At 74.2% G+C, this 13,801-nt stretch carries 17 protein-coding genes; 7 read left to right on the forward strand and 10 right to left on the reverse strand.

What is annotated here, in order from left to right; genetic code table 11:
* Nucleotides 1-16 precede the first annotated feature (16 nt).
* The 3 genes from BJ999_RS14425 (at nucleotide 17) to BJ999_RS14435 (ending at nucleotide 1,404) form a co-directional block, all read left to right on the forward strand.
* A complete protein-coding gene (locus tag BJ999_RS14425; RefSeq protein ID WP_179833783.1) occupies nucleotides 17-391 on the forward strand; it encodes an Rv2175c family DNA-binding protein in 375 nt (124 codons plus the stop codon).
* A gap of 107 nt (nucleotides 392-498) precedes the next feature.
* The gene (gene thiE / locus BJ999_RS14430; protein ID WP_179833784.1) at nucleotides 499-1,185 is read left to right on the forward strand and encodes a thiamine phosphate synthase; all 687 of its coding nucleotides are present in this window, start codon (nucleotides 499-501) and stop codon (nucleotides 1,183-1,185) included.
* A gap of 60 nt (nucleotides 1,186-1,245) precedes the next feature.
* Nucleotides 1,246-1,404, forward strand: a complete 159-nt coding sequence (locus BJ999_RS14435) for a hypothetical protein (protein ID WP_179278861.1) — start codon at nucleotides 1,246-1,248, stop codon at nucleotides 1,402-1,404.
* Nucleotides 1,405-1,417: 13 nt separating this feature from the next.
* Here BJ999_RS14435 and BJ999_RS14440 read toward each other — a convergent pair whose 3' ends face one another.
* The 4 genes from BJ999_RS14440 to BJ999_RS14455 all read right to left on the reverse strand — a co-directional run bounded on the left by BJ999_RS14440 (nucleotide 1,418) and on the right by BJ999_RS14455 (nucleotide 6,479).
* Nucleotides 1,418-2,506, reverse strand: coding sequence for a serine/threonine-protein kinase (locus BJ999_RS14440; RefSeq protein WP_229809900.1), 1,089 nt, complete (start codon nucleotides 2,504-2,506; stop codon nucleotides 1,418-1,420).
* A 92-nt stretch (nucleotides 2,507-2,598) separates the two neighbouring features.
* Nucleotides 2,599-4,752 carry a beta-glucosidase family protein gene (locus BJ999_RS14445; protein ID WP_179833785.1) on the reverse strand — a complete coding sequence of 718 codons (2,154 nt, stop codon included), beginning with the start codon at nucleotides 4,750-4,752 and terminating at the stop codon, nucleotides 2,599-2,601.
* A complete protein-coding gene (locus tag BJ999_RS14450) occupies nucleotides 4,749-5,333 on the reverse strand; it encodes a carboxymuconolactone decarboxylase family protein (RefSeq protein WP_179833786.1) in 585 nt (194 codons plus the stop codon). The genes BJ999_RS14445 and BJ999_RS14450 overlap by 4 nt, the downstream gene beginning before the upstream one ends.
* 93 nt (nucleotides 5,334-5,426) lie before the next feature.
* Nucleotides 5,427-6,479 carry a polyprenyl synthetase family protein gene (locus BJ999_RS14455; RefSeq protein WP_179833787.1) on the reverse strand — a complete coding sequence of 351 codons (1,053 nt, stop codon included), beginning with the start codon at nucleotides 6,477-6,479 and terminating at the stop codon, nucleotides 5,427-5,429.
* Between the two features lie 199 nt (nucleotides 6,480-6,678).
* Here BJ999_RS14455 and metF point away from each other — a divergent pair, with 199 nt between their 5' ends.
* Complete coding sequence (gene metF, locus BJ999_RS14460; RefSeq protein ID WP_179833788.1) at nucleotides 6,679-7,614, forward strand: methylenetetrahydrofolate reductase [NAD(P)H]; 936 nt, start codon at nucleotides 6,679-6,681, stop codon at nucleotides 7,612-7,614.
* Here metF and BJ999_RS14465 read toward each other — a convergent pair.
* The 5 genes from BJ999_RS14465 to BJ999_RS14485 are packed head-to-tail and all read right to left on the reverse strand — an operon-like array spanning nucleotide 7,551 to nucleotide 10,218.
* Nucleotides 7,551-8,153, reverse strand: coding sequence for a GNAT family N-acetyltransferase (locus BJ999_RS14465; protein WP_229809901.1), 603 nt, complete (start codon nucleotides 8,151-8,153; stop codon nucleotides 7,551-7,553). The genes metF and BJ999_RS14465 overlap by 64 nt on opposite strands.
* Before the next feature lie 10 nt (nucleotides 8,154-8,163).
* Nucleotides 8,164-8,496, reverse strand: coding sequence for a hypothetical protein (locus BJ999_RS14470; RefSeq protein ID WP_179833789.1), 333 nt, complete (start codon nucleotides 8,494-8,496; stop codon nucleotides 8,164-8,166).
* 9 nt (nucleotides 8,497-8,505) lie between these two features.
* Nucleotides 8,506-9,369, reverse strand: coding sequence for a hypothetical protein (locus BJ999_RS14475; protein ID WP_179833790.1), 864 nt, complete (start codon nucleotides 9,367-9,369; stop codon nucleotides 8,506-8,508).
* Between the two features lie 34 nt (nucleotides 9,370-9,403).
* Entirely contained in the window at nucleotides 9,404-9,754 is a 351-nt protein-coding gene (locus BJ999_RS14480) for an arsenate reductase family protein (protein ID WP_179833791.1), read from the reverse strand.
* Nucleotides 9,754-10,218 (reverse strand): YbaK/EbsC family protein, encoded by a 465-nt coding sequence (locus BJ999_RS14485; RefSeq protein WP_179833792.1) that lies wholly within the window; start codon nucleotides 10,216-10,218, stop codon nucleotides 9,754-9,756. Before BJ999_RS14485 ends, BJ999_RS14480 begins: the two co-directional genes overlap by 1 nt.
* Nucleotides 10,219-10,241: 23 nt before the next feature.
* On the opposite strand from BJ999_RS14485, the gene BJ999_RS14490 reads away from it, so the two are divergent.
* The 3 genes from BJ999_RS14490 to BJ999_RS14500 all read left to right on the forward strand — a co-directional run bounded on the left by BJ999_RS14490 (nucleotide 10,242) and on the right by BJ999_RS14500 (nucleotide 13,181).
* Entirely contained in the window at nucleotides 10,242-11,030 is a 789-nt protein-coding gene (locus BJ999_RS14490) for a L,D-transpeptidase family protein (RefSeq protein ID WP_179833793.1), read from the forward strand.
* 261 nt (nucleotides 11,031-11,291) lie between these two features.
* Entirely contained in the window at nucleotides 11,292-11,795 is a 504-nt protein-coding gene (locus BJ999_RS14495; protein ID WP_089312401.1) for an SAV_6107 family HEPN domain-containing protein, read from the forward strand.
* Between the two features lie 198 nt (nucleotides 11,796-11,993).
* Nucleotides 11,994-13,181, forward strand: a complete 1,188-nt coding sequence (locus tag BJ999_RS14500; protein WP_179833794.1) for a CoA transferase — start codon at nucleotides 11,994-11,996, stop codon at nucleotides 13,179-13,181.
* Here the strand turns inward: BJ999_RS14500 and BJ999_RS14505 are convergent.
* Nucleotides 13,168-13,722, reverse strand: a complete 555-nt coding sequence (locus tag BJ999_RS14505; RefSeq protein WP_179833795.1) for a hypothetical protein — start codon at nucleotides 13,720-13,722, stop codon at nucleotides 13,168-13,170. The two genes, BJ999_RS14500 and BJ999_RS14505, sit on opposite strands and share 14 nt — an antisense overlap.
* Nucleotides 13,723-13,801 lie beyond the last annotated feature (79 nt).

Below are 13,801 nucleotides of genomic sequence, written 5' to 3' on the forward strand. Positions count from 1 at the left end.
AGGGGGCGTGACGCAGATGCACGCAACCGTTGACAGCGCACTGGACCCCCGCACCGACGCCCTGGCCGGCGAGTGGCTCACCCTCGGGGAGACCGCCGAGAGACTCGGGATCAGGCCCAACCGGATCAAGCAGCTCATCCACGAGCACCGCATCCTCGCGGTGCGCCGCGGCGGGGAGCCGATGGTGCCCGCGGCCTTCATCAAGGACGGCCAGGTCATCAAGGGTCTTCCCGGTACCCTGACCCTCCTGTCGGACGCCGGCTTCGACGACGCCGAGACGATCCGGTGGCTGTTCACGGCCGACGACACGCTGCCGGGGACGCCGGTGGACGCGCTCACCGAGAACCGGGGGACCGAGGTCCGCCGCCGCGCCCAGGCGCTCGCCTTCTAGGCCGCCGCCGGCGGCGCACGACGCACGTGACACGATCGCGGGGTCGCGCGCGGCGGGTCACCGCGCGCGCGACCCCGTGATCACCTGTGGAAAGGACGTCCCCGGCCGTGTCCAGGCACCTCCCCACCGAGCGCGCCGTCGCGCTGCGCGCCCGGCTGAGCCGAGCCCGCCTCTACCTCTGCACGGACGCGCGCGAGCGCCAGGGCGACCTGCCGGCCTTCCTCGACGCCGTGCTCGCGGGCGGCGTCGACCTCGTCCAGCTCCGCCAGAAGGGTCTGGAGGCCCGGCAGGAGACGGCCTACCTGGAGGTGTTCCGGGCGGCGTGCGAGCGGCACGGGGCGCTGCTGGCCGTCAACGACCGGGCCGACATCGCGCACGCGGTCGGCGCCGACGTGCTGCACCTCGGCCAGGACGACCTGCCGGTGCCCGCCGCCCGCGAGATCGTCGGCGGCGACATGCTGATCGGCCGGTCGACGCACTCCGGCGAGCAGGCGTCGGCGGCGGCCGCCGAGCCCGGCGCCGACTACTTCTGCGCGGGCCCGGTGTGGCCCACGCCGACCAAGCCCGGCCGCCCCGCCCCCGGCCCGAAGCTGCTGGAGTACGTCGCGGCGCAGCGCGTCGCGCGGCCCTGGTTCGCGATCGGCGGCATCGACCTCGGCAACCTGGACGAGGTCCTCGCCGCGGGCGCGGAGCGCGTCGTGGTGGTCCGGGCGATCACCGAGGCCGACGATCCGGGCGCCGCCGCGGCGCGCTTCGCGCGCCGGCTGGCCGCCCGGCCGCTGGGCACCGGCTGACCGCACGGTTTGACGCGGATCACGGTGCGGGCCGCGGCCCCGTCGCCGACAATGGGGATCATGAGCGTGGGACCCGACGACGACCGCACGGTCGACCTGGACGACGACCTGGACGTCCTGCCGGACCAGACGTCCGACGACACCGACGCCGGCTGGGGCGAGTGGCGTACCGGCGACGACGACGCGCGCCTGCTGGAGGACCGCCCGCCGCACTGGTGAGCGGCCGCCCGGGTCAGGTCAGGACGCCGAGGAGGAACCCGGCCGCCACGACGGCGCCGAGCGCGACCATCATCCGCCACCGGTAGCGCGGGATCCGTGTCGGGCGCGGCTTCGGCGCCGGGGCCTGGCCCTCCCGCAGCGCCCGGACGATCTGCGACGCGGTCGGGCGCGCGGCGGGGTTCTTGTCCAGGCAGCGGGCCGCGAGCTCGCGCAGCGGGCCCTGCATGTCGCCGAGGTCGGGCTTGCGGGACGTCACGCGCCGCATGACGGCCGCGCTCGGCCCGGTGCCGAACGGCGGGCGCCCCGTCGCGGCGAACACCATCGCGGCGCCCCACGCGAACACGTCGGCGGGCGGCCCGACCGGCTCGTCCTCGATCTGCTCGGGCGCCATGTAGGCGGGCGTCCCGACCGGGCCGGTGGTCAGCGGGGTCGCGTCGGCGGTGCGGGCGATGCCGAAGTCGATGACCTTGGCGCCGTCCGGGCCGAGCAGCACGTTGCCGGGCTTGAAGTCGCGGTGCACGATCCCGGCGCGGTGGATCGCCGCCAGCGCGGCGGCGGTCCGCAGCGCGAGCTTGCGGAGCCGCGGCGGGGAGAGCGGGCCGCGGTCGGCGACGACGTGCTGGAGCGAGGGCCCCTCGACGAACTCGCTGACGATGTAGGGGCGGTCGCCGGTCATGTCGGCGTCCAGGACGCGCGCGGTGTGCCGCCCGGACACCCGCAGGGCCGCGTCCGCCTCCTTGGCGAAGCGGCTGCGCGCCCGCTGCCCGGCCGCCACGCCGCCGCGCAGCAGCTTGACGGTGACGAGACCGCCGTCGCCGTCCCGGCCGAGGTAGACGACGCCTTGGCCGCCCTCGCCGAGCCGCCCGAGCAGCGTGTAGACGCCGAGGCCGCACGGGTCGTCGGGGCCGAGCGGGGCGCCGGCCCGGTGGTCGCGGCCGTGCGCGGGCCGGGCCGGGACGCGGCCCGGCCCCGGGTGCGCCTTGGCCGGGCGGCCGGCGTGCGCGCCGTGGGGCTGGCCGGCGCGGGCGGCGCGGCCGGGGCGGGGGGAAGAGGATCGCGGGGGATGGGGGTCCGTCCTCCCGCGGGAGGTGTCGTGCGGCACTGGGGGACTCCGACTCGGCGGGGGCGGACGAAGATCTCCCCATTTGTACCGCGTAATCGGAACGTGGGGCAGGGGAACCGAGATCTTCTCCGTCAGCGGCACGCCCCGAGTGCCGCGGAGCCGACGATCCGCCGGGACGACTCGCCCACCATGATCTTGTAGCAGCCGGCGGCGACCTTCCACGCCTTCGCCACCTCGTTCCAGTAGGCGAACGAGCGCGACGACAGCGGGAACGTCACCTTCGCGCTCCGCCCGGGCGCGAGGGCGACCTTGGCGTATCCCTTGAGCTGCTTGGGCGGTTGCGGGACCTCCGCGCCCGGCGACGGCATGCCGATGTACAGCTGCGGCACGGCGACCCCGGCTCGTCGACCGGTGTTGGTGACGGTCACCTGCACGGACTTGGAGGTCGCGACCAGCCCGCTGTAGGCGAACGTGGTGTAGGACAGGCCGTGCCCGAACGGGAACCGGGGCGCGATTCCCTTCGCGTTGTAGTGCCGGTAGCCGACCATGACGCCCTCGGAGAACGTGGTGTTCTTGTCGAGACCGGGGTACTGCGCCGGATTCCCGGACGCGGGCGCGTCGTTCTCGTTGGCGGGGAACGTCACGGGAAGCCGTCCGCCGGGGTCCACGTCCCCGTACAGGACGCGGGCCAAGGCGTCCCCCGCCTCCTGACCCGGATACCAGGCTTCGACGATGCCCCTCACCTGTCCCGCCCAGGGCGTCAGCACGGGCCCGCCCGTGTTCAGCACGACGACCGTGTTGGGATTGGCCTTGGCGACCTCGGAGATCAGGCCGTCCTGGTCGCCCCTGAGCGGCTCACCGCATCGCAGCGTCAGGCACGACTTGTCGAAGAACTCGCCCTGGCTGTCGGTCGCGAACACGATGGCGAGGTCGGCGGCGCGGGCCGTGGCGGCGGCGCCCCCGCGGTCGTCGCCGTCGTGGTAGGTCACCCTGGTTCCGGAGCCCGCGCGGCGGGAGATGCCGTCCTGCGCGCTCACGGTCGCGAACGGGACGACCTTCGCCGAGCCGAAGCCGCTCGGGCTCTGCCGCGCGGCCCGCCCGATCAGCGCGATCGACCCCGGGGCCCGGAGCGGGAGGACGCCGTCGTTCTTCAGCAGCGTGATCCCGCCCTCCTCGACGACCCTGGCGGCGTTCCGGCTCGCCGTCCGGTCGGCGCGGCCGAGGTCGTTGGGGTACGCCTGCCGGTCGAACACCCCGAACCTGAACATCGTCCGCAGGACGGCGCGCACGTGTGCGTCGATGGCGGCCTGCGTGACCTTCTTCTGCGCGACGGCCAGCTTCAGCAGGAACGCGTTGTACTTCATGCCGAAGGGCAGTTCCATGTCCAGCCCGCCGTTGGCGGCGCCGGCGGCGTCCTGCACGGCGGTGTGGTCGGACGGGACGAACCCCGTGAACCCCCACTCCGACCGCAGGATCCCGTTGAGGACGGCGTCGTCCTGGCAGGCCCACCGGCCGTTCAGCTTGCCGAACCCGCACATCACCGTCGCGGTGCCCGCGTCCTTCACCGCGGCCTCGAACGGCGGCAGGTAGATCTCGCGGAGCGTGCGCGGGTCGACGTTCATGCCGAGCGACAGCCGGTCGGTCTCCTGCGTGTAGACGGCCATGTGCTTGACCGAGGTCATCACGCCCTGCGCCTGCGCGCCCCGGATCCACGGCACGCCGAGGGTCGCCGACAGGTAGGGGTCCTCGCCGAACCCCTCGAACGTCCGGCCGTTGCGGGGCGTGCGCAGGACGTCCACGGTCGGGCCGAAGACCAGGTCGTTGCCCCGGTGCCTGGCCTCCCACGCAACCGTCCCGCCGTACAGCCGGGCCGCCTCCGGGTCGAAGGCCGCCGCGAGCGCGATCGGCGCGGGCAGCGCCGTCGCCGTGCCCTGCCGGACGCCGGCCGGGCCGTCGGCCATGCGGACCGGCGGGATGCCGAGCCGGTCGATCCCGTCGGCGGTGTCGGCGTGCGCGTTCTCGGAGAAACCGCCGAGCGGCCCGCCGAGCGGATCGTCCGACGCGAGCATCGAGATCTTCTCGTCGTCGGTCATCCGCGGCAGCAGCAGCGCCGCCCGCCGGTCGGGCGCCAGCGCGGCGTCGCACCACGGCCGCCGGGCCAGGTCGCCGCAGCGCCCGGCCGCCGCCCGCGCCTCGCCGGGCGCGGACGCCGCGGTCACCACCGCCGTCAGGGCCAGCGCGGAGGCGACCGCGAGCGCCGCCGGCAGCCCGCGCCCCGGCCTCATCCGCCCGCCCCCTCCTCGCGCGGAACCTGATCCTCGTGCCGGCCGTCATCCTCGTTCTGGACGCGCAGGGCGTTCAGCGTGAAGGCGACCATGTGGTAGTGGCCGATCAGCATCACCAGCTCGATCAGCTCGTGCTCCCCGAAGCGCGTGGCCAGCTCCGTCCACGTCGCGTCGCTGACCGTGCCGCTCTCGTGCAGCTCGTCCGCGGCGGCCAGCACCATGCGGTCGTCGTCGCTCCAGCCGTGCCCGTCCGGATCCTCGCGGAGTGCGGCGATCTCGTCCTCGGTGAGCCCCGCGTCCAGCGCGACCCGGCGGTGGTGGTCCCACTCGTACGCGCAGGACCGGTGGTGCGCCGTGCGCAGGATCGCCAGCTCGCGGTCGCGGGCGCCCAGCGTCCCGTTCATCAGCAGCATCGAGCCGAACCCGATCCACGACCGGAACAGCTCCGGGTGCCGGGCGAGCGTGGTGATGACGTTGAGGGGCCCGATCGTCTCGGTCACGGCCCTGACCACGTCGTCCCACTCCTCCTCGGGGAGCGGGTCGAAGCGCGGGACGCGGTCTCCTGGGGTGTCGGCGCACATGGCGACATTTCTGCCACCAATCAGTGGGAAAGTTCTAGTGCGCCGGGGAAAGTTGGCCGAATCGTGTCACGGGAGGCGCGTGCGGCGGCGGGCTCACGTGCTGCGCGTGGTGGCCGCCACCGCGAGCTCCGCCAGCGCCTCCCGGGCACCGGCGGTGACGGGGGCCGCCCGCAGGGCCTTCTCCGCCTCGCGCAGGTAGCGCTCGATCATGGCCTCGCACGCGGCGAGGCCCCCGGTCTCCTCGATGATGGCGCGCAGCTCGTCCACGCCGGGGCGGTCCAGCGCCGGGTCGCCGAGCCGGCGCTCCAGCGCCGCGGCCTGGGCCGCGGAGGCACGTTCCAAGGTGAGCGCGACCAGGACGGTCCGCTTGCCCTCGCGCAGGTCGTCGCCGGCGGGCTTGCCGGTCTCGGCCGGGTCGCCGAACACGCCCAGCACGTCGTCGCGGAGCTGGAAGGCGATGCCGAGCGGCAGACCGTAGCCGGTGAGCGCGGCCGCCACGTCGGGACGGGCCCCGGCCAGGGCCGCGCCGAGGTGCAGCGGGCGCTCGATCGTGTACTTGGCGCTCTTGTACTCCACCACGCGCAGCGCCGTCGCGACGTTCGCCTGGCGGCGCGCCCCCTCCAGCATGTCGAGGTACTGGCCGCACATGACCTCGGTGCGCATGAGGTCGTAGACCGCCCGGCCGCGCAGCCTGCTCGCGCCGTCCAGCCCGGAGGTCTCGAACATCTCGCCCGACCAGGCCAGGCACAGGTCGCCGAGCAGGATGGCGGCGCCGCCGCCGAAGGACTCGGCGTCGCCCGGCCACGCCTGCGCGCGGTGCAGCGCCTCGAAGCGCCGGTGGGCGGACGGCTGGCCGCGCCGGGTGTCGCTGGAGTCCATCACGTCGTCGTGGATCAGCGCGCTCGCCTGGAGCAGCTCCAGGGACGCGGCGGCGGCCACGATGCCGGGCCCGTCCTCGCCGCCCGCCGCGCGCCACCCCCAGTAGCAGAACGCCGGCCGCAGCCGCTTCCCGCCGCCGAGCAGGGCGTCCAGGGCCGACAGCAGCGGTGCGAGGTCCTCGCTGATGGCGCGCAGCGCGGGGCGCCGGAGGTCGACGAAGGCCAGCAGCGCCTCGTCGACCTCCTTGCGGATCCGGGTGGTCGACATGCCGAGATCGTATCCACCTGGGTGCTTTCCACCCTCCATCACGAGCGTGTGATGTCACTAGATCTTCAGAAATATGGACATAACGCATGTTGGGTGTGGCGAGCATCACGCGGATCGGCGGCCCCGGGCGGTGCCCTCCGCTGCCCTCCGCTCTCCGCTGTTCCGGTCCGCCCGGGCGGCGCTTCTGTAGGCTTGGGGAATGCGACGCGTACGCCCCGACAGGCCCCCCACCGTCCGAGAACTGCTCGCTTCGGGCGAGCGCTCGTTCTCGTTCGAGTTCTTCCCGCCCAAGACCGACAAGGGCGCGCGGAACCTGTGGCGTACGATCCGCGAGCTGGAGTCCCTGCACCCGACGTTCGTGTCCGTCACCTACGGCGCGGGCGGCGGCACCCGCGACACGACCGTCGACATCGTCGAGCGCATCGCCACCGACACCACCCTCACGCCGGTCGCGCACTTCACCGCCGTGAACCACTCGCAGGCCGAGCTCCGCAACCTGATCGGCCGGTTCGCCGCCGTCGGCGTCCGCAACGTGCTGGCGCTGCGCGGCGACCCGCCCGGCGACCCGATGGGGGAGTGGGTCAAGCACCCGGACGGCGTCGAGTACGCCGCCGAACTGGTCCGGATGATCCGCTCCTACGGCGACTTCAGCGTCGGCGTCGCCGCGTTCCCCTACAAGCACCCGCGCTCGCGCGACATCGAGAGCGACACCCGCCACTTCGTGGCCAAGTGCCGGGCCGGCGCCGACTACGCGATCACCCAGATGTTCTTCCGCGCCGAGGACTACTTCCGGCTGCGCGACCGCGTCGACGCCGCCGGCTGCGACGTGCCGATCCTGCCCGGCATCATGCCGGTCACCCGGCTCAGCACGATCGAGCGGTCCGAGCAGCTGTCGGGCGCGCCGTTCCCGCCCGAGGTCAGGGCCCGCTTCGAGGCCGTCGCCGACGACCCGGAGGCCGTCCGCCGGCTCGGCATCGAGCACGCGGCCGAGCTGTGCTGCGAACTGCTCGACCAGGGCGCGCCGGGCATCCACTTCATCACGTTCAACCAGTCCACGGCGACGCGCGAGGTCTACTCGCTGCTGGACGGCGCCGGGTACGGCGCCAGGGGCAGCGTCCCGCCCATCACCGCGTAGCGGGGTCCGCCGCCCGGGAACTCGAAGTCGGTCAGCAGGTCGACCATGCCGACCGAACGGTAGAGGGTGCGCGCCGGGGTGTCCGGCCTCCTGTCGAGCGTCGACAGCACGACCGTCCGCTCCGGCCGCCCGTTGCAGAGCGCGGTGAGCAGGGCCCGGCCGAGGCCCCTGCCCTGCGCCTGCGGATGGACGTGCAGTTCGGCGACCTCGAAGGCGTTCTCCAGCCACGAGTCGGCGTGCTCGGGCCCCTCCCGGTCGGACAGCGCCTGGTGGACGACGTCGTGCCACCACTGGCCGCGCGCCCCGTGGAATCCGTAGGCGAACCCCTGGACGGGCGCCGGCATGACGGGCAGCGCTCCGCGCCGCTCGACCACGCACGCGCGGAACCCCGGATACGAGGCATGCCGCTCCATGATGGTGTGCCGGCCCGGGAGCTGCTCGTTCGGCGGCTCCATCGCGGCCGCGTACACGTCCAGCATGGGGCTCAGCCTGCGTAGGAAGGCACGTTCGTCGATCTCGCGCAGCTTCGGGTCCCTCACCCGACAGAGACTAGACCCGCGTGACGGTCCGCTGGGTGACGGAAAGCCGATCGTAGAGGTCCCAGAGGATCCGGTCGGCGGCCTTCCGCAGTGTTCCGCGGTTGGCGTCGAGCTGCCCGCCCCACTCGCGCGCCTCCGGGCCGAGCCACGCGTCCGTCCCGCCGAGCGCCTTCACGGGCCCGTCCAGTGCCTGGCGGAGCCGGTCGATGCTGCCGTAGGCGTCCGCGTACGCCTGGTAGAGCTGCTGGTACTCCGGATTCGGCTGCTCGGCGGGCGACAGCCGCGCCGAAGCGGCGCCCGTGATCGGCGGGGGCAGGCTGCCGGGAGGCGGTGGGGCGGCCATGGCGACCTCTCAGGCGGTGGCGGTGGACGGGTGCAGGTCGAGCCTGGCGATGGCCTCGCGCGTGCGGCCGCTCATGTCGGCCCCCAGGAGCACCTGGACGGCGACGGGACGGACCCCGGCGTGGTCGGCCCCGGCCAGGAAGGCGCGCAGCCATCTCACGTCCATCGTCAGATGGTGGCTGGACGTGCCGAGGGACTGCTGCACGGCCTCCAGCCTCGCCTTGTCCCCCTGGGCGGCCTTCAGCAGATCGGCGGCGCCCGCCGGGCCGAGACGCTCGTACAGCTTCTCGGTGTAGTCGGGGTCGCCGGCGTTGGCCTCCAGGTGTCTCCACACCGGGTCCGGGACGGGGCGGCCGTGCTGGACGGACGCCGCCACGGACAGTGCGTCGGCCTTGGCGGCCCGGGCGGCGGCCGGCCGGTCGGGGAAGCCGCCGAGGTCGCCGGCGCCGTGCGGGGTCGGTCGCGGCGCCGCCTTCGCGGGCGAGGTCCGGTGCGGCGGCGCCTTCACCGGGCGCGGCGTCCCCACCGGGCCGCCGCCGGTCTTGCGCGGCACCGGAGCCGGGGTGGGCGCCGGCGGCATGTCGATGCCACCGCCAGGGGAGGGATGCGTGACCGCGAAGTTGTACCGGCGCGTCAGCATCCCGAGCTGCTCGGCGGCCCACCGCGCCACCTCGTCGGCCTGCCTGTACCCGGCCGTGGAGACGCCGGGCGGCGGGCGATGGCCGTTCAGCCACCCCTGGATCGCGTTCTGCGCGTCCTGGAGCTGCCTGATGACCTGGTTGAGCGCGGGCGGGTCGATCCCCCGGAACTCCGGGTCGCGCGCCGCCGGACCCGTCCGCATCTGCGTCGCCATCACCCCTCCGGTGCTCGCCATCGCCGTTTCCCGACTCCCCAGAATCACACTGGTGTCACTGGCTGTCGAGTGCCCTGCCCACCGATTCGGCATCGCGCGCCACGACGGCGGTCTCGTCCGCCACGACGATCGGACGCTGGATCAGCACCGGGTTCGCCACCATGACCTCGATCCAGCGGGCCCGGTCGCGTTCGAGGTCCCTGAGCCCGAGCTCCTTGGCGACCGGCTCGTTCAGCCGCGCCACGTCCCACGGCTCGGCGCCGATCCGGGTGAGGACATCGTCCAACTCCTGCGCCGTGGGCGGCTCGTCCAGGTAGCGGCGCTCGGTGTACCGCACGCCGGCCTCGTCCAGCGCGGCCTTGGCGGCGCGGCTCTTCGAGCAGCGCGGGTTGTGCCAGAGTTCCATCACTCCACCTCCGCCGGGGCTCCCCCGGTGATCCTCAGCAGCTCGCCGTACGACGTGGGGAAGACGGTGTGCGGGTGCCCGCCCGCCGCCCACACCTCGTCGTACCTTTCCAGCCAGATGTCCACCAGTGTGCGGATCGGCTCCGGATGGCCGACCGGCGCGACGCCCCCGATCGGCTGGCCGGTCGCCTCCCGGACGAACTCCGGCGACGCCCGCCGCACCTTCGCCGCGCCCACCAGCGCCGCGACCTTCACCGTGTCGACGCGGTGCGCGCCGCTGGTCATCACCAGCAGCGGCGACCCGTCGGCGTCGAACACCAGGCTGTTGGCGATCGCGCCGACCTCGCAGCCGAGCTGCTCGGCCGCGGCCTGCGCCGTCCTCGCGGAGTCGGGCAGCTCGACGATCGCTCCCGCCGCGCCCAGGTCGAGCAGAGCCTTCGCGACGATTTCGGCATTCGGATGCATGGGTAGAACTTTAAGGTCAGTGCATGCGAGGGAGAGCGATCGACGTGCGGAAGAGCGCGGTTCTGCTGATCGGGGCCGTCGTCCTGACGGGCTGCAACGACATCGACGCGGCGGGGTCCGCCCCGTCGAAGGAGGCGCCGAAGGGGACGCCGTCCAAGGCGCCGGCGACGCCCACACCGAGCCCCGGGCACCGCAAACTGAAACCGGGCGCCAAGGGGCCCGACGTCCAGGCGCTCCAGCGGCGCCTCAAGGCATTGCACTACGACCCCGGAAAAGCGGACGGGAAGTACGGGCCGTCCACGCAGACGGCCGTGTGGGCGTTCCAGGCGGTGAACCGTCTCAAGCAGAAGAGCACCCTTTCCGCCTCGTTCTGGAAGGCCCTGGACGCTCCCAAGGAGCCGCGGCCGGTGGCCGAGAAGCGCGAGAAGAACCGCGTCGACGTGGATCTGAAGCGCCAGTACCTCGTCCTCTACAAGAGCGGCAGCCCGCGGCTCATCACGCACGTGTCGTCGGGTTCGGGGGAGTACTACTGCGCCAAGGACCGGGGCGCGACCGTCGCGCGCTGCCGCTACGCCACGACCGGCACGGGCGACTTCCGGACGGGACGCCGCGCCTCCGGCTGGGAGACCTCGCCGCTGGGGCAGCTCTACAACCCCATCTACTTCAACGGCGGCATCGCGTTCCACGGCGCCCTGGACGTGCCCATGCACCCCGCCTCGCACGGCTGCGTCCGCATGCCGATGCACATCGCCCGGTACTTCCCGGACGAGGTCGGCACGGGCGTCCCCGTGCATGTCAGGCGGCCTCGCTAGCCTCCCCGCGGGAGCCGCGTCCGGGCCGCTGTCAACCCCGCTGACCTGCGGGATACGACACGCGTTCGAACACGTTGACGAATCGCCGTCAGGGCGGTTTACTGTGAAGCGCGTCGAACTTATGTTCGATGTGGTGCGGGACTCGCGGCCCGCGCCAGGGCGACGTCCCCGCCGATTGCGGTGTTTCGGCGGGACGGACGGCCGGGCGGAGTGAGGGGAAGCTCTCCGCCCGGCCGGCCCGAGCCCCGGAAGGAGGCAGACATGTCCGGAACGATGACCGCACGCGGAGTCCACTCCGCAGCCCAGTCCGTCCCGTCCCCCAGTCCTCGCCCACGCCACCGGCCGATGCCCGCGCCGCGTCCGGCGCACACGGCCGTCGGGCAGTTGCACGCCGCCCGCATGGGCCTCGCCGAGGCGGCCGAGGCCACCTCGCCCGCCGTCCGCTACGTGTGCGCCCACCTGGCGGCGCTGCGCGCGGCCGCCGCGGTCCTGGCGTCCAAGGAGCCTTTGGAGACCCACCGCCGCGGCCGTCCGCGCAGCGTCTGGGTGCTGCTGCCCGAGGCCGAGCCCGCGCTGCGCGAGTGGGCCGCCTTCTTCGCCGCCGGCGCCGACAAGCGCGCCGCCGCCGAGGCGGGCCTGCCGCGCGCCGTCACCCCGCGGGACGCGGAGGAGCTCCTGCACGACGCCGAGGTCTTCGTCACCCTCGTCGAGGACACCCTCGGAGTCGACGGGCAGCCCACGCTCCCCGTCCCCGAAGCCGGCTGAGCCACCCCGGAGGCCGTCCCCCTCCCCGGGCCGGCCCCCGCCGGAGGCCGGGACGCCGCCCCGCCATGGGGAGCGGCGTCCCCCTCCGGCGGCCGGACCGATCGCGCCGGCGGGGCCGCGACCCCCCGAGCCGGTCCCTCCGGCGCGGTCTCACCCCGGTCCCCGCGCGGGCGAGGGCCGGTTGGTAGACATGGCCGGATGACCGACCTACTGCCGCTGGACGGGATGCGCGTCGTCGAGCTGTCCAGCTTCGTCGCGACGCCGCTGGGCGGGATGACCCTGGCGCAGCTCGGCGCGGACGTCATCCGCGTGGACCAGATCGGCGGCGGGCCCGACATCGACCGGTGGCCGCTCGCGCCGTCCGGCCGGAGCCTGTACTGGGCCGGGCTGAACAAGGGCAAGCGATCGGTCGCCCTCGACCTGCGCTCGCCCGAAGGCCGCGAACTGGTCGCCGCGCTCGTCACGGAGGGCGGTGTCGTCCTGACCAACGCGCCGCCGCGGCCAGGGTTGTCCTACGAGGAGCTGAAGGCCGCGCGGCCCGACCTGATCCACGTCCGGCTCCAGGGGACGCGGGAAGGCGGCAACGCCGTCGACTACACGGTGAACGCCACCATGGGATTCCCGTCGATCACGGGGCCCGCGGACCTGGAGGCGCCCGTCAACCACGCGCTGCCCGCGTGGGACGTGGCGTGCGGCCTCTACATGGCCGTCGGGCTGCTGGCGGCGGAACGGCACCGGTCGCGCACCGGAGAGGGCCGGCGGATCCAGGTCGCGCTCCAGGACGTCGCCCTGGCCACCGCGGGGAACCTCGGCTACCTCGCAGAGGCTCAGCTCGGCGAGCCCAGAGCGCGCCTGGGCAATCACCTCTTCGGCGACTTCGGGCGCGACTTCGCCACGTCCGACGGACGGGTCATGGTCGCGATCCTCACCGCCCGGCACTGGCGCGACCTGGTGGAGGCGACCGGTCTCGGCGAGGTGGTCGAGGCCCTCGGACGCGCCCTGGGCGCCGACTTCCGCCGCGCCGGCGACCGCTACGCCCACCGCGAGGCGCTCGGCGGCGTGCTCGCGTCCTGGTTCGCCCGCCGCACCTGCGAGCAGGTCGCGGACGGCCTGCGGCGGACGTCCGTCCTGTGGTCGCGCTACCGCGACTTCGCGGAGGTGGCCGCGGGGCTGCGGGACGAGCCGCTCATGGCACCGCTCGACCAGCCGGGCGTGGGCCCGCACCTGGCCCCGGGCTCGCCCGTGCGGCTCGGTGAGACCTCCCCGCCCCCGGTCCCGGCCCCCACCCTCGGCGAGCACACGGACGAGGTGCTCCGGGACGTCCTGGCCCTGCCAGCCGAGCGCGTCGAGGCCCTGCGGGGCAACGGGACGATCATTGGCTGGTGACGCGCGCGGGCTCGCGTCGGCGGCGGCGCCGATAGGCGACGGCCAGGGCGGCGAGGAGCGGGGCCCAGGCCACGAGGGGGAGGTAGAGGAACCCGACCACGGTGTGGCCGGCCGGGGTCATGTCGTCGCCCGGCATGCTCCACCAGGCCGCCAAGGGCGTCCACAGCACGGCGAGGACGGCGACACCGGCCCACGCGGGGATCAGGACCGCCGAGGGCGCGATGGTCCGGCCGCCGATGACCGGGATCCAGCGGGGGACCACCTCGCCCCATCGCTGCACGAGTCCGAGGGCCGACAGGGCGGCGCCCTCGCTGAGGACGGCGAGCAGGACCAGGTAGCCGGGTCCCCAGAAGCCGGGCGGGCAGACCGTCCGGTAGCCCTCCTCGGTGTATCCGAGGTGGAGGCCCAGGGCGAGGCCGAGCCGCCAGATGCCGGACGGCAGTGCGAGCAGGGTGATCGTGTGCGCGGCCAGGTGCGCCCATCGGGGGGCGGGCCGCACCGCCGGTCGCGCGGCGTGGGCGGGACGGGAGAGCACGGTCATGCGGACGAGCATGTCCGCCCGGGGGCGGCCGATCCTCCCGCCGGAGGCCGGACCGGGTCCCCCACAGGGGGGAGGAGGG

This window comes from Actinomadura citrea, from assembly GCF_013409045.1.
Lineage (GTDB): Bacteria > Actinomycetota > Actinomycetes > Streptosporangiales > Streptosporangiaceae > Spirillospora > Spirillospora citrea.